Annotated in this window: 21 protein-coding genes; 13 read left to right on the forward strand and 8 right to left on the reverse strand. The window is 73.2% G+C overall.

The genetic code is table 11. The features are described from left to right. Positions 1-84: 84 nt before the first annotated feature. On the reverse strand, positions 85-999 hold the full coding sequence (locus tag GT045_RS01835; protein ID WP_161333075.1) for an alpha/beta hydrolase: 915 nt from the start codon (positions 997-999) through the stop codon (positions 85-87). Positions 1,000-1,090: 91 nt separating this feature from the next. Between GT045_RS01835 and GT045_RS01840 the strand changes: the two genes are divergently transcribed. The 4 genes from GT045_RS01840 to GT045_RS01855 all read left to right on the forward strand — a co-directional run bounded on the left by GT045_RS01840 (position 1,091) and on the right by GT045_RS01855 (position 5,741). Beyond that, positions 1,091-2,020 (forward strand): LysR family transcriptional regulator, encoded by a 930-nt coding sequence (locus GT045_RS01840; protein ID WP_161297840.1) that lies wholly within the window; start codon positions 1,091-1,093, stop codon positions 2,018-2,020. Positions 2,021-2,390: 370 nt separating this feature from the next. Next, positions 2,391-2,930, forward strand: coding sequence for a winged helix-turn-helix domain-containing protein (locus tag GT045_RS01845; RefSeq protein ID WP_161333076.1), 540 nt, complete (start codon positions 2,391-2,393; stop codon positions 2,928-2,930). After that, positions 2,927-4,366, forward strand: coding sequence for an MFS transporter (locus GT045_RS01850; protein ID WP_345942521.1), 1,440 nt, complete (start codon positions 2,927-2,929; stop codon positions 4,364-4,366). Before GT045_RS01845 ends, GT045_RS01850 begins: the two co-directional genes overlap by 4 nt. A gap of 400 nt (positions 4,367-4,766) precedes the next feature. After that, entirely contained in the window at positions 4,767-5,741 is a 975-nt protein-coding gene (locus tag GT045_RS01855) for an alpha/beta hydrolase (protein WP_161291173.1), read from the forward strand. Between the two features lie 40 nt (positions 5,742-5,781). Here the strand turns inward: GT045_RS01855 and GT045_RS01860 are convergent, their stop codons facing one another. After that, on the reverse strand, positions 5,782-7,026 hold the full coding sequence (locus tag GT045_RS01860; protein WP_161291175.1) for an NADH:flavin oxidoreductase/NADH oxidase family protein: 1,245 nt from the start codon (positions 7,024-7,026) through the stop codon (positions 5,782-5,784). 95 nt (positions 7,027-7,121) lie between these two features. On the opposite strand from GT045_RS01860, the gene GT045_RS01865 reads away from it, so the two are divergent. The 3 genes from GT045_RS01865 to GT045_RS01875 are packed head-to-tail and all read left to right on the forward strand — an operon-like array spanning position 7,122 to position 9,083. Continuing rightward, a complete protein-coding gene (locus GT045_RS01865) occupies positions 7,122-7,745 on the forward strand; it encodes a TetR/AcrR family transcriptional regulator (RefSeq protein WP_161291177.1) in 624 nt (207 codons plus the stop codon). A gap of 22 nt (positions 7,746-7,767) precedes the next feature. Further along, the gene (locus tag GT045_RS01870) at positions 7,768-8,565 is read left to right on the forward strand and encodes a thymidylate synthase (RefSeq protein WP_161291179.1); all 798 of its coding nucleotides are present in this window, start codon (positions 7,768-7,770) and stop codon (positions 8,563-8,565) included. Further along, the gene (locus GT045_RS01875) at positions 8,562-9,083 is read left to right on the forward strand and encodes a dihydrofolate reductase (RefSeq protein WP_161333077.1); all 522 of its coding nucleotides are present in this window, start codon (positions 8,562-8,564) and stop codon (positions 9,081-9,083) included. Before GT045_RS01870 ends, GT045_RS01875 begins: the two co-directional genes overlap by 4 nt. Positions 9,084-9,179: 96 nt before the next feature. Here GT045_RS01875 and lpdA read toward each other — a convergent pair whose 3' ends face one another. The 4 genes from lpdA to GT045_RS01895 form a co-directional block, all read right to left on the reverse strand. Continuing rightward, positions 9,180-10,580 carry a dihydrolipoyl dehydrogenase gene (gene lpdA, locus GT045_RS01880; RefSeq protein WP_161292987.1) on the reverse strand — a complete coding sequence of 467 codons (1,401 nt, stop codon included), beginning with the start codon at positions 10,578-10,580 and terminating at the stop codon, positions 9,180-9,182. Between the two features lie 150 nt (positions 10,581-10,730). Then, entirely contained in the window at positions 10,731-11,735 is a 1,005-nt protein-coding gene (gene meaB / locus GT045_RS01885; RefSeq protein WP_161333078.1) for a methylmalonyl Co-A mutase-associated GTPase MeaB, read from the reverse strand. A gap of 5 nt (positions 11,736-11,740) precedes the next feature. Beyond that, positions 11,741-13,915, reverse strand: coding sequence for a methylmalonyl-CoA mutase (scpA, locus tag GT045_RS01890; RefSeq protein ID WP_161292992.1), 2,175 nt, complete (start codon positions 13,913-13,915; stop codon positions 11,741-11,743). Next, positions 13,915-15,729: a methylmalonyl-CoA mutase family protein gene (locus GT045_RS01895; RefSeq protein WP_161292994.1), complete on the reverse strand. Its 1,815-nt coding sequence runs from the start codon at positions 15,727-15,729 to the stop codon at positions 13,915-13,917. Before GT045_RS01895 ends, scpA begins: the two co-directional genes overlap by 1 nt. A 314-nt stretch (positions 15,730-16,043) precedes the next feature. Here GT045_RS01895 and GT045_RS01900 point away from each other — a divergent pair, with 314 nt between their 5' ends. From GT045_RS01900 to GT045_RS01915, 4 genes are all read left to right on the forward strand, one after another. Continuing rightward, complete coding sequence (locus tag GT045_RS01900) at positions 16,044-16,433, forward strand: cell division protein SepF (RefSeq protein WP_161292996.1); 390 nt, start codon at positions 16,044-16,046, stop codon at positions 16,431-16,433. Positions 16,434-16,822: 389 nt separating this feature from the next. Beyond that, positions 16,823-18,019, forward strand: coding sequence for an ATP-binding protein (locus GT045_RS01905; RefSeq protein WP_161333079.1), 1,197 nt, complete (start codon positions 16,823-16,825; stop codon positions 18,017-18,019). Next, positions 17,971-18,393, forward strand: coding sequence for a nucleotide pyrophosphohydrolase (locus tag GT045_RS01910; RefSeq protein ID WP_202526852.1), 423 nt, complete (start codon positions 17,971-17,973; stop codon positions 18,391-18,393). The genes GT045_RS01905 and GT045_RS01910 overlap by 49 nt, the downstream gene beginning before the upstream one ends. Positions 18,394-18,560: 167 nt before the next feature. Then, entirely contained in the window at positions 18,561-19,046 is a 486-nt protein-coding gene (locus GT045_RS01915) for a DUF6099 family protein (protein WP_202515859.1), read from the forward strand. A gap of 124 nt (positions 19,047-19,170) precedes the next feature. Here the strand turns inward: GT045_RS01915 and GT045_RS01920 are convergent, their stop codons facing one another. Then, complete coding sequence (locus GT045_RS01920; RefSeq protein ID WP_161333081.1) at positions 19,171-19,356, reverse strand: hypothetical protein; 186 nt, start codon at positions 19,354-19,356, stop codon at positions 19,171-19,173. 238 nt (positions 19,357-19,594) lie between these two features. On the opposite strand from GT045_RS01920, the gene GT045_RS01925 reads away from it, so the two are divergent. After that, positions 19,595-20,518 carry an LLM class F420-dependent oxidoreductase gene (locus GT045_RS01925; protein WP_161333082.1) on the forward strand — a complete coding sequence of 308 codons (924 nt, stop codon included), beginning with the start codon at positions 19,595-19,597 and terminating at the stop codon, positions 20,516-20,518. 173 nt (positions 20,519-20,691) lie between these two features. Here the strand turns inward: GT045_RS01925 and GT045_RS01930 are convergent, their stop codons facing one another. Next, on the reverse strand, positions 20,692-21,648 hold the full coding sequence (locus tag GT045_RS01930) for a D-alanyl-D-alanine carboxypeptidase (RefSeq protein ID WP_161293006.1): 957 nt from the start codon (positions 21,646-21,648) through the stop codon (positions 20,692-20,694). A 186-nt stretch (positions 21,649-21,834) separates the two neighbouring features. Between GT045_RS01930 and GT045_RS01935 the strand changes: the two genes are divergently transcribed. Then, positions 21,835-22,758 carry a hypothetical protein gene (locus tag GT045_RS01935; protein WP_345942522.1) on the forward strand — a complete coding sequence of 308 codons (924 nt, stop codon included), beginning with the start codon at positions 21,835-21,837 and terminating at the stop codon, positions 22,756-22,758. The last annotated feature ends 62 nt before the right edge of the window (positions 22,759-22,820 follow it).

The following is a 22,820-nucleotide window of genomic DNA, read 5'->3' on the forward strand; positions in this document are numbered from 1 at the left end:
CGAGCTGACCCGGCGAGCTGACCCGGCGAGCTGATCCGGACGGCCGCGGACCGCGCCCCCGCCCGGCGCCACGGCCCCGGCGCATCAGTGCAGCCGGGCCAGGGCCTCGGCGAGTTCCTGCGGGCGGGCGGCGAAGGGGCTGTGACCGCCCGGCAGGGTACGGACGGTGAACGGCTCACCGGGCATGGCCCGGTCGGCCTCCGTGATCATCAGATCCTGCGTGGCCGTCGGCAGTGCCCGGTCGTCCGCGCAGCGCAGGAAGGTACGCGGGATGCGGCCCCATCGTGCCGCGGTCAGGGTGACGGGGGCCGCCGCGACGGCCAGCGGCAGATCGGGGCTCAGCGCGGAGCGCCAGCGGTCGAAGCGGTCGGCGGGCGCGTCGTGGTAGTACGTCTGCCGCAGTTCCTCGACGTAGTCGGGGTCCGGCGAGAGCGGGTCGATGCGCACGGCTCCCAGTGTCGCGGGGTCGGCGAGGTGGAGGCTCTGCCCCCGTGCGGTGGTGTTCTCGGGCGCGTCCAGGTAGTCGAAGAACCGGGGACGGCCGGCGGGGACGAACGCGGAGAGGTAGACGACACGGTCGACCAGCTCGGGCGCGCGCTCCGCGGCCAGCGACGCGGGACCCCCGCCCACGCTGTGGGCGACGAGCACGACCCGGCGGTAGCGGCGGACCCGGCGCAGCGTGTCGAGGACGGCGTCGGCGCAGTCCTCCGTCGTCACGTCGGCGAGCTGCGATCTCTCGGTCAGCAGACCGGGACGGCCGGGCAGCAGGTACCCGCTGGGCAAGGGAGCGTCGAAGCCGTGCCCGGGCAGGTCGACGGCGACGCTCGCGGCACCGAGGCCGGCGAGCGCCCGCTGCGTCGCCGCCCACTGCCACGAGCCGTGCCAGGCACCGTGGACGAGGACGAAGACGGTGTCGTCCGGCCCGGTGCCCGTGCCGTGCGCGGCGTTCTCGGTGCCCGCGGGGTCTTCGGTGTACGCGTCGTTGAAGGAGGGCTGCATGACGCCCACCCCAGCCGGTGACGGTGGATCGGTCCAGTGGAAGATATGGAATGCCCGGTGGTGATACTTCGCGTGTATGGACGGAGCGTTCGTGGAAGCACGGCATCTGCGGTACGCGCTGGCCCTCGCCGAGCACGGGCACTTCGGCCGGGCGGCACGCGCGCTCGGCATCGCGCAGCCCCCGTTGTCCAAGCAGATCGCCGACCTGGAACGCGAGACCGGGGCCCGGTTGTTCGACCGGACCCGGCAGGGCGTGTTCCCGACCGCCGCGGGCGAGGCGTTCCTCGTCCGGGCGCGGCGGGCACTGGACGAGATGGCGGCGGCCGCGGTCGACGCCGACCGGGCGGCACGGGGTGAGACGGGCCGGCTGCGGCTGGGGTTCATCGCCTCCGCGTTGCTCGATCCGCTCCCGGGCGTCCTGGGCCGGTTCGGCCGCGAGCGGCCCGAGGTACGGCTGGAGCTGCACGAGATGGCGTCCCGCCGCAGCGCCGCCGCCCTCGTCGCCGGCGAACTGGACGTGGCCGTCACCCTCGGACCGCCCCGGGGCGCCGGGGCCGAGCGTCTGGTGTCCGTCCCGGTCGGGCATGACCATCTGATCGCCGTGGTCGGCAGCGAGCACCCCTACGCCGGCCAGGCGTCGGTGAGCGTGGACCAGCTGCGACGGCAGCCGCTGGTCGTGGCCGCCGGGGAGGACGAGCCCGCCGTCGCCGCCGGTCTGCGCATCCTGCTCGGCGAGGACGTCGCCGCGCTGGAGAACGCCACCGTGGCCCGGGACGTGCACACGATCATGGGCCTGGCGGCCTGCGGGGTCGGCGTGGGCCTCGGGCCCTCTCGCATGCGGTCGGCCCCGCGACCGGGGATCCGCTTCTGCGAGGTGACCCCGAGGACGGCGCTGCCCGACCTGGTCCTGTCCTTCGCCGACCGGGACCGCTCCCCGGTGCTGGACGCCTTCCTCGACACCGTCCGCGAGAACTGCCCCGGCGTCGGTGCCGCCCTCGACCGGCGACTGGGCCACGCCTGAGGACCGCACCCGGTGCCCTCAGGAGCGACGGCACGCAGAGATCCCGGCCGACCCGGCGCCCCGACGGCCCGGTGACGCGACGGCCCGGCGCCCCCAGGGCTCGGCGACCCGAGGGTTCGGCCGGCCTGGCGGCCTGGCGGCCTGGCGGCCCGGCGGCCGGGCGATGCGACTGCCCGGCCGGTCCGGCGACGCGACGGTCCGACGGCCCGGACGGTCCGGCGACCCGACGGCTTGGCCGGCCTGACGGCTTGGCCGGCCTGGCGGCCTGACGGCTCGACGGCTCGGCCGCCCGGTGGCCCGGCGACTCGAATCGTGGAAGCCCGCGGGAATCCCCTTGCGCAATGGTCAAGAATCGTTGACCATTGCGCGCATGCCTACCGACGATGTCCCCGAGACGTTTCACGTCACCACGGACGAACAGCTGCGCGCCGTCTCCAATCTGACGCGCCACCGGATCATGGCCGTGCTCCGCTTCGAGCCGGCGACGATCACGCAGATCGCCGAGCGGGTGGGCCTCGCGAAGGGGAGTTCCAGCTACCACGTGCGGCTGCTGGAGCGGGCCGGCCTGGTGAAGGTGGTGCGGACGCGGAAGGTCCGGGGCGTCACCGAGCGGTACTACGCCATGGCCGCCCGGGCGATCGTGCTGCCTGACCCGGGCGAAGGCGGGCCGGACGTGCTGATGCGGCATGCGGTGGCGGACCTGGAGGCGTCGCCGGTGGACGGCGAGCGGCACGTGCGGATGGCGCATCTGCGGCTCACCGACGAGCAGTTCGCCGAGCTGGGTGCGCGGCTGGAGGCGCTGGCGGACGAGTACCGCGAGCTGTCCGATCCCTCGCTGCCGGACACGTCACTCGTCTTCGCGCTGTTCCACCCGGCGAGGCGCGACCAGGTCGAGGGGGGCGACAAGTGAACGCAGAAGTAGGGCGGTTGCCGACCGGGTTCGGGCGGCTGTGGACCGCGCAGACGGTGTCCTCGCTCGGCGACGGGGTGTCGCACGCCGCGCTGCCGCTGATCGCGCTGACGTCGACGCGGGATCCGATGGCGCTCGCCGTCGTCACGGCCGCCGGGACGCTGCCGTGGCTGCTCTTCGGGGTGCTCGGCGGTACGCTGGTGGACCGCTGGGACCGTCGGCGCACGATGTGGGTCGCGGACGCGGCGCGTGCGGTGCTGCTCGCGATACCGGCGGTGGCCGCCGCGCTCGACCAGCTGGGCATTCCGCTGCTCGCGGCCGTCGCCTTCCTGCTCGGCCTCGGCGGTCTCTTCTTCGACACGGCCGCCACGGCCTATCTGCCGGACCTGCTCCGCCGCGACCCCGCGCTCCTTCAGCGCGCCAACTCCCGCCTGCGCGGAGCCCAGACCGCGATGTCGGGATTCGCCGGGCCGCCCGCGGGCAGTGCGCTGCTCGCGCTCGGGCGGGCGGTCCCGCTGCTGGCCGACGCGGTGTCGTTCCTGCTCTCCGCGCTGCTCGTCCGTACGCTGCCCGCCACGCCACGCCCCGTGCCGGAGGTCCGCGAGCCACTGCTCCGGCAGGCGCGGGCCGGGGCCTCGTACGTCTTCGGGGACCGGCTGCTGCTCGGGCTCGCGCTCCGTCCGGCGGTCGGGAACGTCGCCTTCCTCGCCGTGGAGACCGTCCTCGCCCTCTTCGCGCACGACCGCCTCGGCATCGACACCTACGGCTTCGGCCTGCTCCTCACGGCGGAGGCCACCGGCGGCCTGATCGGTGCGGGCGTCGCCTCCCAGCTGGGCCGACGACTCGGCACCGGCACCGCGCTGACCTGCACGGCCGCTGTCGAAGGACTTGCCGTCCTGGCCCTGGCCGCTGCCCCGGACCCGTACGTGGCCGGGGCGGCACTCGCCGTCTGCGGGGCCGGCATGGGCGCCACGATGGTGCTCGCGCCCTCCCTCCGGCAGGCGATCGTCCCGGCCCACCTGATGGGCCGGGTCGCCTCCACCTCGCGCATGCTGGCCATGTGCGCCGCCCCCTTCGGGGCGTTCCTCGGAGGCTGGCTGGCCACCGCCTACGACGTCCGCACGCCGCTCTACGCCGCCGCCGGTCTCCTCCTGGCGATGACGGCCGTCACGGCATCCATGACCGGCAACCGCCGGGTCGAAGCGGCGCTGCGTGCCGCCGCGCCGGCCGGCGGTCCGGATCAACCGGCGTCCGACGACCCCGCCCGGGGGAGTGCGCTCGACGACCGGGGCCGGGCCGACGGTGCGGCTCCGGGAGGCCGGCAGGGCGACGGGGGAGACGCGCGGGCCCTCCGTACGGACGCGGCGGTCGGAGCGGCCGGCGAAGGGGCCGGTGGAGCCGGCCCGGAAGCGGACCTCGCACCGCGGGTGCCGTAGGCCGGCCCCGGGGAGAACGGCCCCGGGGAGCGCGCTGCGCCTCGACGCCGACGCCCCATGTACCCCGGCCACTCACACCTTCGCATCGTCCATCCGGCGGGGAGGCCCACGGGGCGTGGTGTGGCGGTTGGGTGCCGGGGTGCCCCTGACGCGGTTGCGTGCCGCGGTGGGTGCCCCTGACGGGGTTGGGTGGGTGCCCCCTGCGGGGTTGCGTGCCGCGGCGGGTGCCCCCTGCGGGGTTGTGTGCCGCGCCGGGTGCTCCCAACGCGGTTGCGTGCTGCGGTAGGTGCCCCAACGATGGACCGAGGGGCCGTCCCGCGGGCGACCGTCACCGGCAGTGGCCGGTCCGTCGGTCCGCACGACCGGGCACTGGTGTGCCCGAGACCTGGAGTGAGTGAGCGTGAACCGACTTCCACCGCCGATCACCCCGTACCTCGAACCCGCCGCGCAGGAACTGGCGGAGGCGACCGATCCCCACCCCCGGATCTACGAGGTCCCCCCGGAGCAGGGCCGTGACATCCTGCTCGGCCTGCAGAGCGGCGCCGGCGTCCCCCGTCCGGAGGTCGCCGAGGAATGGGTCGACGTCGACGCCGGCGAGTGGGGCACGGTCCGTACCCGCGTCATCCGGCCCGAAGGCGTGACCGGGCCGCTCCCGGTGCTGTTCTTCATCCACGGCGCCGGCTGGGTCTTCGGCGACGACAAGACCCACGACCGCTTGTTCCGCGAACTGACCGTGGGCGCGAACGCCGCGGGGGTCTTCCCCGTCTACGACCGGGCACCGGAGGCGAAGTACCCCACGCAGGTGGAGCAGAACTACGCCGTGGGCCGGTGGGTCGCGCAGCACGGTGCGGAGCACGGCCTGGACACCTCGCGTGTCGCCGTCGCCGGCGATTCGGTCGGCGGCTGCATGTCGACGGTCTTCGCGCTGATGAACAAGGAGCGCGGCGGGCTCGACATCAAGGCCCAGTGCCTCCTCTACCCGGTGACCGACGCCGACTTCGACACCCCCTCCTACCTGCAGTTCGCCGAGGGGTACTACCTGACCCGCGACGGCATGAAGTGGTTCTGGGACGCCTACACCACCGACCCCGCCCAGCGCGCCGAGGTGTACGCCTCCCCGCTCCAGGCGTCCCTGGAGCAGCTGCGGGGCCTGCCGCCCACCCTGCTCATCACCGACGAGGCCGACGTCCTGCGTGACGAGGGCGAGCAGTACGCCAACAAGCTCCGCGAGGCCGGTGTGGACGTCACCGCGGTCCGGGTGGGCGGCATGGTCCACGACTTCCTTCTCCTGGACAGCCTGCGCGACACCCACGCCGCCGGTATCGCCCGCAAGATCGCCGTCGACTTCCTGAGGGCGGCCCTGCACGGCGGCTGAGCCGGCTGGCCCGCCGTCAGCAGCGGGCGTACCCGCGCACTCACGCGGCGCCGTGCGACGCGGACAGCCAGGCGCGGTAGCGGCGCAGGGCCCGTCGCTGCCTGCGCCGCTCGGCGACGAGGGCGAACGCCGGGTGGGTGCGGGGCGTGGGGCGGCTTCCGCGGGCGATGCGGCGCATCTGGTGGCGGACCTGCGCCATGCCGGCGGCCGAGGCGAGCGCCTTGTCGGACCAGGTGACCGGCCGCAGCCGGGCGTCGGCCTCGCGGCCCCGGCGCCAGCGGTCGGGCAGGTCCGGGGTGACGGCGAGGGCCGTGCCCATCCCGACGACCGCCACGCCACTGCCGAGGACCTGCTCGGCGGTGGCCCGCCGGGTGATGCCGCCGGTGAGCATCAGCGGCAGCGGGCTGGTCGTGACCAGGTCCCTGGCCAGGTCGAGGAAGTACGCCTCACGGGCCTGGGTGCGTGCGTCGGCGGGCCGGCCCGACATCGCCGGGCTCTCGTAGCTGCCGCCGGACAGTTCGACCAGGTCGACGCCGAGCGGTGCGAGCATCTCGATCACCTGGCGGGCGTCGTCGGCGTCGAAGCCGCCGCGCTGGAAGTCGGCGGAGTTGAGTTTCACCGCGACCGCGAAGGACGGGGAGACGGCGGCGCGTACGGCCCGGACGACGTCCAGCAGCATCCGGGCCCGGTTCTCCAGCGAGCCGCCCCACTGGTCGGTGCGCTTGTTGACCAGGGGGGACAGGAACTGCGACAGCAGGTAGCCGTGCGCGGCGTGCACCTCCACGCCGTCGAAGCCCGCCTGCTCGGCGCGCTGGGCCGTGACCGCGTACCGGGTCACGGTGGCCTGGATCTGCTCGGGTGTCATGGCGACGGGACGGCCGAAGCGACCGCTGTGCCTGCCCAGGTCGACGGCGACCGCGGACGGGCCCCACACGACGCCGGGCATGTCGGATCCGATCTGGCGGCCGGGGTGGTTGATCTGCATCCAGATCGCCCCGCCGCCGGACCTGCCCGCCTCGGCCCACTCGGCGAAGGGCTCCAGCGGCGCCGCCTCGTCGAGCACCACCCCCGCGGGGCCGGTCAGCGCCTCGGCGTGGACCATCACGTTGCCGGTGATGAGCAGTCCGGCGCCACCGGCCGCCCAGCGCCGGTACAGACCGAACAGCTCCCGGTCCGGGAGCTGGCCGTCGCCGGCCATGTTCTCCTCCATGGCCGCCTTGGCGATCCGGTTGCCCAGGACCCGGCCGGAGCGCAGGGGCAGGGGCGTGAACAGCTCGTCGGTCATCCGCGTTTTCCTCTCGATCTCGATCGCCTACGATGTATGCATCGTTCACATTAGGGCGGCGATGTAAGCGACGTAAACATGAGGGAGCGTGACCTGTGTCGCAATCGAGCGGTACGTACCACCACGGCGATCTGCGCGCCGCCTGCCTGCGCGCCGCGCGCGAGCTGCTGGAGGAGGACGGCAGCGCCGGGCTGTCCCTGCGGGCGGTGGCGCGGCGGGCAGGCGTGTCGGCGACGGCCCCCTACCGGCACTACGCGGACCGGGACGCGCTCGTCTCCGCGGTCGCCGCGCAGGGCTACCGCGAACTCGCCGCGTACCTGGCCGCCGCGCACCCCTCGCCGGCCACCCCCGACGAGCTCGCGGCCGTCGCCGTCGCCTATGTCCGTTTCGCACTGGAGCGCCCGGCGCTGTTCCGGGTGATGTTCGCGGAGCCCTGCGACCCGGACAGCGAGGAGCGGGTCGCCGCGACCACCGCGATCTCGGAGTACGTCCACGGCATCGTCCGCGGCGCCTTCCCCGGCGCCGACGTGGAGGCGCTCTCGACCACGGTGTGGGCCCTCGTGCACGGCCTGGCGTTCCTGCACCTCGACGGCAAGCTCGACACCTCCACCCCCGAGGTGGTCGCCGGCCAGGTCCGTGCCGCCGTCCGCGCGCTCTTCACCGCCCCCGCGGCCGTGCCGCCGGCGGCGGCCGCACCGCACGAGCGGGCAGGGGGATAGCGGGCCGGTAGACTCGACGCCCATGGCGGACACCCAGTACGAGGATCTCCTGAGGTCGGTGCTCACCTCCGGGACGGCGAAATCCGACCGGACGGGCACGGGGACCCGGAGCGTCTTCGGGCACCAGCTGCGCTACGACCTCTCGCAGGGGCTGCCGCTGGTCACCACGAAGAAGGTGCATCTCAGATCCGTCGTCCACGAACTGCTGTGGTTCCTGCGCGGAGACTCGAACGTCGGCTGGCTGCGTGAGCACGGTGTCACGATCTGGGACGAATGGGCCGACGAGAACGGCGAGCTGGGGCCGGTCTACGGCGTGCAGTGGCGCTCCTGGCCGACCCCGGACGGCAGGCACATCGACCAGATCAGCGAGATCCTCGACTGTCTCCGCCGGGATCCGGATTCCCGCCGGATGGTCGTGTCCGCGTGGAACGTGGCCGACCTGGACAAGATGGCCCTCGCGCCGTGCCACGCCTTCTTCCAGTTCTACGTCGCCGACGGCAGGCTCTCGTGCCAGCTGTACCAGCGCAGCGCGGACCTCTTCCTCGGCGTCCCCTTCAACATCGCCAGCTACGCTCTCCTCACCCACATGGTGGCGCAGCAGGCCGGTCTCGAGCCGGGCGACTTCATCTGGACCGGCGGCGACTGCCACATCTACGACAACCACGTCGAGCAGGTGACGGAACAGCTCTCGCGGACCCCCTTCGACTTCCCCCGGCTGCGCCTTCGCAAGGCCGCCTCGCTCTTCGACTACGCCTACTCCGACGTGGAGGTGCTCGACTACCGGCACCACCCGGCGATCAAAGCTCCGGTCGCGGTGTGAACGTCGGGCTGATCTGGGCGCAGAGCACGGACGGTGTGATCGGCGCGGGCAACGCGATCCCCTGGCGGCTGCCCGAGGACATGGCGCACTTCAAGGAGACCACCCTGGGCTGTCCCGTGGTGATGGGGCGCAAGACCTGGGATTCCCTGCCGCCGCGCTTCCGTCCGCTGTCCGGCAGGCGCAACATCGTGGTGACGCGCGATCCGCGCTGGGCGGCCACGGGCGCGGAACGTGCCGGATCCGTCGCCCGCGCGCTGGAACTCGCGGCCGAGCCGTCCGAGCAGGCCGTCGGCGCCATGGTCTGGGTGATCGGCGGCGGCGAGATCTACCGCGCAGCCCTGGCGTACGCCACGACGCTCTCGGTGACCGAGGTGGACACGGCGGTGGACGGCGACACCTACGCTCCCGCACCGGGCCCCGGATGGCGGACCGCCGAGGACAAGGGGTGGCAGACCTCCACGTCCGGACTGCGCTACCGCATCCGCACCTGCACCCGGGCCGCCGCCACCCGGCCGTGAGGCCCCGGCCGCCCGGCCGGGACCACCGTCCCGGGCGGCGGTGAGCGCACGCCGGCCGCCGCGCCGGGGCACGGCGGCCGGCACGGGTGCTCCCCGCTACATGTTGATCATGTGGCCGGCCAGGCCGTGGACGGCCTCCTTGACCGCCTCGCCGAGCGTGGGATGCGCGTGCACGTTACGGGCGACCTCGTGCACGGTCAGGTCCCACTGCTGGGCCAGCGTCAGCTCCGGCAGCAGCTCGGTGACCTCGGGGCCGATGAGGTGGGCGCCGAGCAGTTCGCCGTGCTCGCCGTCGCTGATGACCTTGACGAAGCCCACGGGGTGCCCCAGGCCGTGGGCCTTGCCGTTGGCGGTGAACGGGAACTTGACCACCTGGACGTCGAACCCGCGCTCGCGGGCCTGGGCCTCCGTCCAGCCGAAGCTGGCCACCTGCGGCTGGCAGTAGGTGGCCCGCGGGATCATGGTGTAGTCCAGCTCCATGGTCTCCGCGCCGGCAATCGTCTCGGCGGCCACGACACCCATGGACTCGGCGGCGTGCGCCAGCATCAGCTTGGCGGTGACGTCCCCGATCGCGAAGATGTGCGGCACGTTGGTGCGGCAGCGCCCGTCGACGTCGACGGCACCGCGCTCGGTCAGGCGGACACCGGTGTTCTCCAGGCCGTAGCCCTGGACGTTCGGGGCGAAGCCGATGGCCTGGAGCACCTTGTCGGTCTCCAGGACGCGGCGCTCACCGTTGCTGTTCACGGTGACGCGCACCCGCGGGCCCGACTCGTCGATGCTCTCCACCGCGGTGCCCGTGAGCACCTCGACACCGAGCTTGCGGTAGTGCTTCGCCAGCTCCCTGGAGATCTCCTCGTCCTCCAGCGGGACCATGCGGTCCAGGAACTCGACGATGGTGACGTCCACGCCGTAGCTGCGCAGCACATAGGCGAATTCCACGCCGATGGCGCCGGCGCCCGCGATGACGATGCTGTCCGGCAGCGTCTCGCTGAGGATCTGGCTCTCGTACGTCACCACGCGGTCCGACAGGGCGGTGCCGGGCAGCAGCCGCGGCGTGGCACCGGCGGCGATGATGCAGTGGCCGAAGGTCACCGTCTCCGTACGCCCGTCCGGGTAGGTCACCGTCAGCGTGTGGTCGTCGGTGAAGGCGCCCCGCCCCTCCAGCTGGGTGATGGCGTTCTTCTTCATCAAGTAGTGGACGCCCTTGACCCGGCCGTCGGCCACCTTGCGGCTGCGCTGGTGGGCGACCCCGTAGTCCGCGGAGACGTCGTCGCCCACCGAGATGCCGTACGCCTTGGCTTCGTTCGTGACGAACTGCACCATCTCCGCGTTGCGCAGCAGCGCCTTGGAGGGGATGCACCCCACGTTGAGGCAGACGCCGCCCCAGTACCGCTCCTCCACCACCGCGGTGGACAGACCGAGTTGCGCGCTGCGGACCGCGGCTGTGTAGCCGCCCGGACCCGCTCCCAGAACAAGGACATCGAAATGTTGGCTCACGAAGAACCGATCCTTTCCGGCTGACGCCCGCCGCGCAACCCGCCCCACCGGCCCCGGCCGCCCCACGCCGCCGGGAACCCCCTGCCCCGGGGCTCCCGACGGCCGCCGCACCCGCGGGAAGTGAGTACGGCACTGCGGACTTCGGCCGGTTCAGCCCCCGGCGGGGCCGGCCGTGCGCCCCTCGAAGGCGGCCAGGATCCGCTCCGCCGCCGAAGTCGCCGTCAACCGGCCCTCCCTGACCTGCCGTTCCAGCTCCGGGGCGGCCGCGCGCACCGCCGGGTCGCCGTACAGCCGGCCGAGCAGCTCGTCGCGGACCATCGCCCAGGTCCAGCCGACCTGCTGGTCCCGCCGCTTGGCGGCCAGCTTCCCGGTGGAGTCGAGCAGGGTGCGGTGCTGCTCCAGGCGCTCCCAGACCGTGTCCAGACCGGCCGCCTCCCGGGCGCTGCAGTGCAGCACCGGCGGCGTCCAGAAGGCGTCCTTGCCGTGCATCAGCCGCAGCGCGCCCGCCAGTTCCCGCGCCGCCGCGCGGGCGTCACGCTCGTGCGGGCCGTCCGCCTTGTTGACGGCGATCACGTCGGCCAGCTCCAGGACGCCCTTCTTGATGCCCTGGAGCTGGTCGCCGGTGCGGGCCAGGGTCAGCAGCAGGAAGGAGTCGACCATGTCGGCGACCGCCGTCTCGGACTGGCCGACGCCGACGGTCTCCACCAGGATCACGTCGTAGCCGGCCGCCTCCATCACCACCATCGACTCCCGGGTGGCCCTGGCGACCCCGCCCAGCGTGCCCGCGCTGGGTGAGGGGCGCACGAAGGCCGCCGGATCGACCGCCAGCCGCTCCATGCGGGTCTTGTCGCCCAGGATCGAGCCGCCCGTGCGGGTGGAGGAGGGGTCGACGGCGAGCACCGCCACCCGGTGGCCCAGCGCCGTCAGCATGGTGCCGAACGCGTCGATGAACGTCGACTTGCCGACACCCGGTACCCCGCTCACGCCGATCCGCCGCGCCCGGCCGCTGTGCGGCAGCAGCTCGGTGAGCAGCCGCTGGGCGAGCACCCGGTGCTGTGGCCGGGTGGACTCGACGAGCGTGATGGCGCGGGCCACCAGGGCCCGCTTCCCGTCCAGCACACCCTTCACATAGGTGTCGAGATCGATCGCTGCCATCGGCGCTACAGCTCGTGGCCGAGGTCGGCCGACAGCTGCTTGACCAGGTCGTGGGCCGCGTCCGGGATCACCGTCCCCGGCGGGAACACGGCCGTGGCACCCATCTCCAGCAGGGTCGGCACGTCCTGCGGGGGGATGACCCCGCCGACCACGATCATGATGTCCTCGCGGCCCTCCTCGGCGAGCTGCTCGCGCAGCGCCGGGACGAGCGTGAGGTGACCGGCGGCCAGCGAGGACACGCCGACCACGTGCACGTCCGCCTCGACCGCCTGCCGGGCGACCTCCTCGGGCGTCTGGAACAGCGGGCCGACGTCGACGTCGAAGCCGAGGTCGGCGAAGGCGGTCGCGATCACCTTCTGGCCGCGGTCGTGGCCGTCCTGGCCCATCTTGGCGACCAGGATGCGCGGCCGGCGCCCCTCGGCCTCCTCGAAGGCGTCCACCAGGGCCCGGGTGCGGTCCACGGACGGGGACTGGCCTGCTTCGTTGCGGTACACACCGGAGATCGTACGGATCTGGCTCGCGTGCCGCCCGTACACCTTCTCCAGGGCGTCGGAGATCTCACCGACGGTGGCCTTGGCACGGGCCGCGTGCACGGCCAGCTCCAGCAGGTTGCCCCCGCCGTCGGCCGCCCGGGTCAGCGCGTCCAGCGCGTCCCGGCACGCGGCCTCGTCCCGCTCCGCGCGCAGCCGCCGCAACTTCTCGATCTGCTGGGTGCGCACCGAGGAGTTGTCGACCTTGAGGACCTCGATCTGCTCGTCACTGTCCACCCGGTACTTGTTGACGCCGATCACCGGCTGCCGCCCGGAGTCGATGCGGGCCTGGGTGCGGGCCGCCGCCTCCTCCACGCGCAGCTTCGGGATGCCGGCGTCGATGGCCTGGGCCATGCCGCCGGCCTGCTCGACCTCCTGGATGTGCGACCAGGCCCGGCGCGCCAGGTCGTACGTGAGCCGCTCCACGTAGGCGCTGCCGCCCCACGGGTCGATGACCCGGGTGGTGCCCGACTCCTGCTGGATGAGCAGCTGGGTGTTGCGGGCGATGCGCGCCGAGAAGTCGGTCGGCAGCGCGAGGGCCTCGTCCAGGGCGTTGGTGTGCAGCGACTGGGTGTGGCCCTGGGTCGCCGCCATCGCCTCCACACAGGTGCGCGTGACGTTGTTGAACACGTCCTGCGCGGTCAGCGACCAGCCCGAGGTCTGCGAGTGGGTGCGCAGCGAAAGGGACTTGGTGTTCTTCGGGTCGAACTGCTTCACCAGCTTCGCCCACAGCAGGCGCGCCGCGCGCAGCTTGGCGACCTCCATGAAGAAGTTCATGCCGATCGCCCAGAAGAACGACAGCCGGGGCGCGAACGCGTCCACGTCCAGGCCGGCCTCCCGCCCGGCGCGGATGTACTCCACGCCGTCCGCGAGGGTGTACGCCAGCTCCAGGTCGGCCGTCGCCCCGGCCTCCTGGATGTGGTAGCCGGAGATGGAGATGGAGTTGTACCGGGGCATCCGCTGCGAGGTGTACGCGAAGATGTCGGAGATGATCCGCATCGACGGCTTCGGCGGATAGATGTAGGTGTTGCGGACCATGAACTCCTTCAGAATGTCGTTCTGAATGGTCCCGGCCAGCTTCTCCGGCGGTACGCCCTGTTCCTCCGCCGCCACGATGTACAGCGCCAGCACCGGCAGCACGGCGCCGTTCATCGTCATCGACACGGTCATCTTGTCCAGCGGGATGCCGTCGAACAGCTGCCGCATGTCGAGGATCGAGTCGATGGCCACGCCCGCCATGCCGACGTCGCCGGTCACCCGCGGGTGGTCGCTGTCGTAGCCCCGGTGCGTGGGCAGGTCGAAGGCGACCGACAGGCCCTTCTGGCCGGCCGCCAGATTGCGCCGGTAGAACGCGTTGGACTCCTCGGCGGTGGAGAAGCCCGCGTACTGGCGGATCGTCCAGGGCTGGTTGACGTACATCGTCGGGTACGGGCCGCGCAGATACGGCGCCATGCCCGGGAAGGTGCCCAGGAAGTCCAGGCCCTCCAGGTCGCGCCCGGTGTACAGCGGCTTGACCCCGATGCCCTCCGGGGTCTCCCACAGCGGCCGGGCCCCGCCGGTGGCGCGCTCGACGGCCGCGCGCCACTCGGCCTCGCCGCCGCCGGCGACCGGGGAGCCCAGCTCGATGCCGGAGAAGTCGGGGATTCCCATCAGGACACTCCCATGCGGTCGAGGGTCGCGGACAGCACATCCACGGCGTCACAGCCCGCGAAGACGTACGAATCGACGCCGGGGTGGTCGCCCCGGCCCGCCAGGAACACGTGCCGGGCCCCGGCCGCGCGCAGCGACTCGGCGGTCCGCTCGGCCTGTTCGGCGTAGAGCGCGTCGCTGGAGCACAGCACGGCCTCGGTGGCGCCGCTGTCCTCGAAGTCCCCCTCGGAGACCGGCTCGATGCCGCCTGCCTGGAAGAGGTTGGCGGCGAAGGTCGCGCGCGCGGTGTAGGCGGCGGGCGAGCCGATCGTGGCGAGGAAGATCCGGGGCCGGGCGCCGGTCGCCGCCAGATGGGCGTCGGACCGGGCGCGCAGCTCCTCGTACGCCTCGTCGCGGCGCACCCGCGGCAGGCCGCCGGAGGGCGGCTGCGGCGCGGGCACGCGCTCCACCGGCTTCTCGGCCAGCGACGGGAACTCGCTGACCCCGGTGATGGGCTCGCGCCGCTTGGCGAGCCGCTTGGACCGCTCCGCCCAGGTCGTCGCCAGGTCGGTGCGGATCCGGCCCGAGCGCAGGCCGGCCGCCTGGCCGCCGTCGCGCTCGACGGACCGGAAGAACCGCCAGGCGGCCTCGGCGAGTTCGTCCGTCAGCCGCTCGACGTACCAGGAGCCGCCCGCCGGGTCGATGACCCGGGCCAGGTGGGACTCCTCGATCAGGATCGTGGAGGTGTTGCGGGCGATCCGCCGGGCGAACGCGTCGGGCAGGCCGAGCGCGTGGTCGAACGGCAGCACGGTCACGGCGTCGGCGCCGCCCACCCCCGCGGCGAGGGTCGCGACCGTCGTGCGGAGCATGTTCACCCACGGGTCGCGGCGGCTCATCATCACCGGCGAGGTCACCACGTGCTGCACCTGGCCGCCCGCGTCCGGCGCCCCGCACACCTCGGCGACCCGCGCCCACAGCCGGCGCGCGGCGCGCAGCTTGGCGATGGTCAGGAACTGGTCGGCGGTGGCCGCGTAGCGGAACTCCAGCTGGGCGGCGGCCTGTTCGACGCCGAGTCCGGCCTCGGTCAGCTCCCGGAGATAGGCCACGCCGGTGGCCAGCGAGGCGCCCAGCTCCTGCGCGGCCGAGCCGCCCGCCTCGTGGTACGGCAGCGCGTCGACGGTCAGCGCGCGCAGGCCCGGGAACTCCTCGGCGCAGCGCGCGGCCAGCGCGGCGTACGGCGCGAAGTCGAGCGGGGTCCCGGTACGGGCCTCGTAGCCGAGCGGATCGCCGCCCAGGGCACCCCGTACGGCCTTGGTGTCGACGCCCTTGTCCGCGTACAGCCGCAGCAGGGCCTCGGCGGCCGGCCCGGTGTCGCGGCCCGCGTCCAGGACGACCGGCGCCAGGTCCAGGTAGACGCCGTCGAGGGCACGGCCCAGCTCGGAGACCGGGATGCCGCCCTCGCCCAGCACGAGCCAGAGGGAGGTGCCGCCGTTCTCCAGGTCGGTGAGGACCGCGTCCGGCGCGCCGTCGGCGATCGAGGTGTGCCGCTGCCGTACGTCCCAGCCGCTCGTGATGGCGCCCTCCGGACGGCCGCCCCGCACGAAGGGGGCGAAGCCCGGCAGGCCGGGGTCGGGCGCGGCGTCGCGCGCGGTGTACAGGGGCCGGGTGCGCAGCCCGTCCTCCAGCGTCGTGGACAGGGCGTCCTCAGCTGCCTCGCCGGAAAGCTCCTTGCCAGACTTGCGCAGTACGCCTTCGACCAGGCGTTGCCACTGCTCGTGCGTCGCGTCAGGGAACTCGGCGGCCAGTGAGAGCCCGTCGTCAGGCAGGACCGTCATGGTCGGATGCTAGGGCAGGCCGCCGAACAGGGGGTGGAGCGCGAGCTGTGAGGTTTCTCTTCTTGCGGTGGTGGCCCGCGCCGCTTTCGGCGAGCCGGGGGAGGCGGCGGGCGGAGAGTCAGGGGAGGCGGCCGGTGGGGAGCGGGGCGGGACCCCCCGCGAGAAACCGCTCATTCGGTGCAGAGCGCCCGAACCGCACCGAGCAAGACCCGCGAGGCCGGTCGCGCACCGTGTCGTTGTTGGGCCGAACGGGTGACTTGGCGTAAGAATTGGCTGGTGCAGGGATTGAGTGCGAGTCAGGTCAGGGGTAGCCGGTGAGCCGTTACGACGTCACCGATGAACAGTGGGAAGGGCTCGCCCAGGTCGTGCCGCTGCGAGGCCGGGACGCCTGGCCGTCCGCGGTGAGCCACCGCTCGCTGCCGGACGCCGAGACCGAGACCCGGCGCAGGTTCGTGGTCCTGCGCGTCAACGTCTTCGCGGACGCCCGGGAGGTCGCCGAGACCTTGATGGCCGGGGTGCCGGTGCTGCTCGACCTGTCCGGCGCGGAGGGGGACGTCGCCAAGCGCGTCCTCGACTTCAGCACGGGCGTCGTCTTCGGGCTGGGCAGCGGGATGCACCGCGTCGACCGCAACGTCTTCCTCCTCACCCCGCCGGGCACGGAGGTCAGCGGGCTGATGGAGGGCGCGGGCATCTCGGGCGGCTGACCCGGGGCCGGGACCGCAGTCCCGGTAACGGCCGGGGGCGGAATGGTGGCTCCCGCCACGGACGGGTCGCGGTTCGGACCGCCGTCCCGGTCGCGGTCGGGACGGTGGCTCCCGCCACGGACGGGTCGCGGGTCGGACCGCCGTCCCGGTCGCGGGCCGGGGCGGGACGGTGGCTTCCGTCACGGGCCGGGCCGGGCCGCCGTCCCGGTCACGGCCGGGGGCGGGGCGGTGGCTCCCGCCATGGACGGGTCACAGGTTGGGCCGCCGTCCCGGTGGCGGAGCGAGGGGCTCGGGCCGGGGTCGTCCTCGGAGAGGGGACGTCCCCCGATCGTAGGAAGGTGTCGACGGCGAAACGGTTCGGCGTGTCGGTGGAGTCCTACCGTCCGCATATGGCCGTGCCCTCCGTGTCCGCTGAGCCGCCGGCGGCCGACGTGTCCGCCGGGACCGTCCCCGCGCGGTCCCGCCCACCCCTCGACCTCCGCTCCCGGATCACCGAGTTACGGCTGTCGGCCTTCGCCGGGCACCGGCGGGCCGGTTTCCCCCTCGGACCGGTCACCCTGTTCGCGGGGCCCAGCGGCGCGGGCAAGACGACCGCGCTCACCGCGTACGAGGCGCTGGCGCGGCTCGGCGGTGGCGCCTCCTTGGAGGAGGCGTTCCCCGACCCGGCCGCGTGCGTACCGGAGCGGGCGCGGCCAGACGCCGAGGGCCGCCGGGGCTTCCGCATCGGGTGTACGGCCGACGGCGCGCAGGGCCCGGTCCGGCTCGACGTGGCCGTACAGGCCGAACCGGATCTGCGGATCGTGGGGGAGCGGCTGACCGCACGCGGGGTCGTCCTGCTGGAGACCGCCCTGCGCGATCCCGGGCGCCGTACCGTCCAGGCCGCCTGGCACACCGCGGGATCCTCTCCGGTGACCCGCGCCCCGCTTCCCGACGACCGTCTGGGCACCGCCCTGCTGCCGCTGCGCGTGGCCGGCAAGACCGACGGGCAGCGTCATGTGCTCGCGGCGGCCGAGCAGATGGTCGTCGCCCTGCGCTCCGTGTTCCCCTGCGATCCCCGTCCCGAGTACATGCGCGTCCCCGTGCCCACCGGCTCCGGGCGGCTGCTGCCCGGCTGCGACAACCTCGCGGACGTGCTGTGGCGCACGCGCGCGGAGTGCGGTCGCCGGCACGGCCGGCTGGTCGAGGCGCTGCACGCCGGGTGCGCCGGCCGCGTGACGGACCTGATCGCCGAGCCGCTGGCCGACGGCACCGTGCGGGCGCTGCTCGACCGCGGCGACGGCGTCCGCACCGACACCGCCCGGCTCGGCGACGGCGAGCTGCGCTATCTCGCGCTGACCCTGGTGCTGCTCACCGGTCCCGGCGTGCTGGCCATGGACGCCCCGGGCGAGGTGCCCGACGCCCTGCGCACCCTCACCGTCCTCGCCGACGGCTTCGACCGCGCCCTGGACCCCGCCCAGCGCCGGGAGCTGCTGCACACGGCCGTCCGGATGGGCGAGCGCGGACACATCCGCTGTGTGGCCGCCGTGAGCGACGCCTCATGGTCCGCCGGCACCCCCGGGGTCACGGTGGTACACCTGAACCCGTGACGGAACACCCCGACCTGGCCCTACTCCAGCGCAGGCTGGCCGAGTTCGCCGCCGCGCGGAACTGGCAGCCCTACCACACACCCAAGAACCTCGCCGCCGCCCTCTCGGTGGAAGCGTCCGAACTGGTCGAGATCTTCCAGTGGCTGACTCCCGAGGAGTCCGCCCGGGTGATGGACGCCCCCGGCACGGCGCACCGCGTCACCGACGAGGTCGCCGACGTGCTGGCCTACCTGCTGCAGTTCTGCGAGGTTCTCGGCATCGACCCGCTGGCCGCGCTGGCCGCCAAGATCGACCGCAACGAGCACCGCTTTCCCGTGCCGGACGCCGAGGGCCGAGGAGGTGCCGGTCCGCGGGACCAACAGGCGGACTCCTGAATTCCGTTATTACTCTCCGAAGTCGAACCGGCCGCCGAATCCGAATTGTTGTCCACAGATTTCGGGCTACCTCTGGCTTTTCGCCCTAAGGGCCCTCACGCTGGGTAGTGAACAGAAGAGTGAAGGCGGCAGTGCCGGATGGCGCGGCGGACGGACGGGGGCACCACATGGACGCGGTACGGCTCATCCTCGCGAGCAGGCGAGCCCTGGCGGGCGGCGCCGACGCGGCGGAGATGATGGCGGAGGTCTGGCAGGCACAGGCCCTGGCCCAGGCGATCGGCAGTCGCCTCGCGGTCTCCGGTCCGCCTGAGCTGCGCGGCGAGGCGCTGGGGCTGACCGAGCTGGCGGGCCGGGGCTGCGGGGTGCTGGACCCGCCCGAACTCGACCCCGGCGACCTGCGCGCCGCACAGCTCACCGAGCTGGACGACGCCCGGGAGACACTGATCTGCCTCGGCGGCCTGCTCGGCGAGGTCGGCATATCCCTGGTCGGCATGGCCAGTGCCGCTGCCGACGAGACGACGTACTGGCAGTGCATGGAGGCGATCGACGCGGCCGACGAGTCCCGCGACCGCGTCCGCGAGATGCTGCGCAAGCTCGCGGCGCGCGAGGAGGTCTTACCGGAGGACACCCAGGACAGCCCGTCCGGTGTGTGAGCCCGAGAGGGCGGCCCGCGCGGCATGTGGTCCCGCGAGGGCGACCCGTCCGGTGCGCAGGCCGCGAGGACGCCGGCCGGGTGCCGGGTGCCGGGTGCTGGTCGCCGGGTGCCGGGTGGGCGGGTCAGGCCGTCCCGTCGGCCGCGTCGCCTCTCGGCGCCCCCGACTGCAGATCCGCCAGCTCCGACAGGTCCGCGTTCAGTGCCGCCATCAGTTCCTCCATCTGCTCCAGCAGCCCCTTCGGGCGGCCGGTGGAGTGGCCGGGCTGCTCGCCGGGGCCTGCCTGCTGGGGAACGCACTCTTCGGACAAGACGGCCTCCTCGGCCTCCGGCCCCGGCAGGGCCGGCGCGTCGACACGCGACGGCGGCCACCGTCCGGCGCGGGCGCCGGACGGTCCGGCTCCGAAACCCCAACGATCACTGCGGGGGCCGGTCACCGGCTCGGAGCGACGCCCGGGCGCCGGGTGGACGATTTTCACCCGACCGGGGACGGCCGTGCCGGACGGCACCGGCGCGGCCGGCACGGCGGTCGCCGTGCAGGATAGGTGTATGGACCTTCGAATCTTCACCGAGCCCCAGCAAGGGGCCACCTACGAAACCCTGCTCACCGTGGCCAAGGCCACCGAGGATCTCGGCTTCGACGCGTTCTTCCGCTCCGACCACTACCTGCGCATGGGCAGCGCGGACGGCCTGCCCGGCCCCACGGACGCCTGGATCACGCTGGCCGGTCTGGCCCGCGAGACCAAGCGCATCCGGCTCGGCACGCTGATGACCGCCGGTACCTTCCGCCTGCCCGGCGTGCTCGCCATCCAGGTCGCCCAGGTCGACCAGATGTCCGGCGGCCGGGTGGAACTCGGCCTCGGCGCGGGCTGGTTCGAGGAGGAGCACAAGGCGTACGGCATCCCGTTCCCGAAGGAGAAGTTCGCCCGCCTGGAGGAGCAGCTCGCGATCGTCACCGGGCTGTGGGCGACCGAGGCGGGCAAGACCTTCGACTTCCACGGCACGTACTACGACCTCACGGAGTCACCGGCGCTGCCCAAGCCCGCGCAGCGGAAGATCCCGGTGCTCATCGGCGGCCACGGCGCGACCCGTACCCCGCGGCTCGCCGCGCGGTATGCGGACGAGTTCAACATCCCGTTCGCCTCGATCGAGGACAGCGAACGGCAGTTCGGCCGGGTCAGGGCCGCCGCGGCGGAGGCGGGCCGCGAGGCGGACGAGCTGACGTACTCCAACGCGCTCGTCGTCTGCGTCGGCCGCGACGACCAGGAGGTGGCCCGCCGCGCCGCCGCGATCGGCCGCGAGGTGGACGAGCTGAAGGCCAACGGGCTGGCCGGCTCCCCGGCCGAGGTCGTCGACAAGATCGGCCGGTACGCCGAGATCGGCTCCCGGCGGATCTACCTCCAGTTCCTCGACCTCGGCGACCTGGACCACCTGGAGCTGATCTCCTCCCAGGTCCAGTCCCAGCTGTCGTAGCCGCTCGCGGACGGGCCAGCGGGTGCGGGCTCCCCCGGGTGCCGGGGCACCGGGGCACCGGCACTGGCGCCCCGGCCCTGGCGCCCCGGCACCGGCGCCCCGGCACCGGCACCCCGGTGCCGGGGTACGTGCCCGCCGGGCTCCCGGGGCCCCGGGCCCCCGGCGGCCCCGCCTCAGCCGCGCTGCGTGAAGCCGTAGTCGAGGATCCTGGCCGCGTCCTTGAACCGCTGGTCCGCGGACGTGTCCGCGAGGATGCTGCCGACGACCGTCCTGGAGCCGCGGGTGGCCGCGAACACCAGGCAGAACTTCGCCTCGGGCCCGGAGCCGGTCTTCACCCCGAACGCGCCCCGGTACGAAGCCAGGAGCTTGTTGGAGTTCTTCCACGCCGCCATGGCGTGGGTGCCGCCGCCGGGCCGGTACGACTGCATGTCGTCGTAGACCTTGGTGCCGACGACCTTCTTGAACGTCGTGTTCCGCAGCGCGGCTCCGGCCAGCCTGGCCAGGTCCCTCGGTGACGAGTAGTTCTTCCCGTTGGACACCCCGTCGAAGGAATCGAAGTGGGTGTCGCGCAGGCCCAGCTCGTGTGCCTTGCTGTTCATCCGGGCGATGAACGACCTGGTCCGCTGGGCCGTCGTCGAGCCCGTGCCGTAGGTGTCCGCCAGCGCGTAGGCCGCGTCGCAGCCCGACGGGAGCAGCAGGCCGTACAGCAGGTCGCGCACCTTCATCGAGTCGCCCAGGATCAGATTGGCGCTGGAGTAGCGCTGCAAGTGCGTCACCGGGTCGATGACGTAGTCCGTGTACTCCTTCTTGATCCTGACCTTCCTGTCGAGGTTCACGTTCCGCTGTGACAGCACCACGAGCGCCGTCATGATCTTCGTGGTGGAGCCGGTCCGCAGCCGTCCGTCCGGCGCCTTGGCGAAGAGCTGCTTGCCGGTGGCCGGGTTCATGGCGTACGCGCCCTGGGCCGACACCTGCGGCACCGCCGTGACGGAGTGCGCCGAGCCGGCCGTGGGCCGGGCCGGGGCCGCCTGCGCGGGAGCGGTCGCGAAGCCCCCCGCGCCCAGAACGGCACCGGTCGCCAACGCGACGCCGGCCCTTGTACGGATCCGGGTTCCGTGGCCGATGGTCATGGTTCCCCCTTCTGTCAGTGGTCAGTTGACGAGGGATCACTTCATCAGCTCCACGCTCCGGGCGGCCATAACGGAGATCACAGGAGTGCCCTGTGCGCACCTTGTGGCGGAACTGTGGGTTCCATCACAGCGCGCATGATCGTGGACTGATCGGATGACCTGGTGCGCAAAATCCTGCCCCTCGCTGTGACGGGCTTGCTCGCCGTGTCGGCATGCCAGGTCGCCGGCGGCGACGACGATGCCGACGACGGGGCCCACCGCCTCAACACCATGCGGGCCTTCCCGCTCCAGGCGTACGTACCGGACCCGGAGGCCGCCGACTCGAAGGCCGTCGGCACGGCCCAATGGATCCTCGCCAGGCGGTGCATGGTCGGGCTCGGGTTCACCGGCTTCGGGATGCTCGACCTCAGGACGGTCGAGTCGACGTACCCGGTGCGGCGGGGCACCCTCCACGGCAGCAGCAGGCTCGGCGACGACAGCCCGTACGGGGTGGACGACCCCGACCTGGCGGCCCAGCAGGGCTACCACAACCTGCTGCCGCGGGAACAGGAGTCGGAGCGGCCCCTGGAGTGGCCCGCCGACCAGCACATCGCCCTCACCGGTACCTTCCAGTCCGGCGACAGCCATGAGGCGCACGGCCGTCCCGTCCCCGAGGGCGGGTGTCTGGGGCAGGCGGCCCGCCAGCTCTACGGTCCCGAGCCCGCGCCGGTGAAGATCGGCGTCCTGAAGCTCTCCGGCTACTACTCGGTCGCCATGCAGCTCTGGGCCGAAGCGCAGAAGCAGGCACGCAAGGACCCCGCCTGGAAGAAGGCCGACCGCGCCTGGTCGGACTGCATGAGGGACAAGGGCTTCCACTACCCCGACCCGGACCGGGCGTCCCTGGACACCGACTGGTTCGGCAGGGACAAGCCGTCGGTCAAGGAGAAGAAGACCGCCGCCGCGGACGCCCGGTGCAAGCTCGACACCGGTTACATCCAGGCGGTGTTCGCCGTCGAGAGCGGCCGGCAGAAGACCGTCATCGCCGGTCACCGGAAGGTGCTGGAGGACCGGCGGGTCATGAACGAGAAGGCCGCCGTCAAGGCCCGGAAGATCATCGCCGCCGAGAACTGAGCCGGCCGCCCGCCCCGGCCACCCCGCCTCCCCAGCCACCCCCCCGGGCTCCGCGCCCGAAC

Origin of the sequence: Streptomyces sp. SID486, from assembly GCF_009865385.1 — a bacterium.
GTDB lineage: Bacteria > Actinomycetota > Actinomycetes > Streptomycetales > Streptomycetaceae > Streptomyces.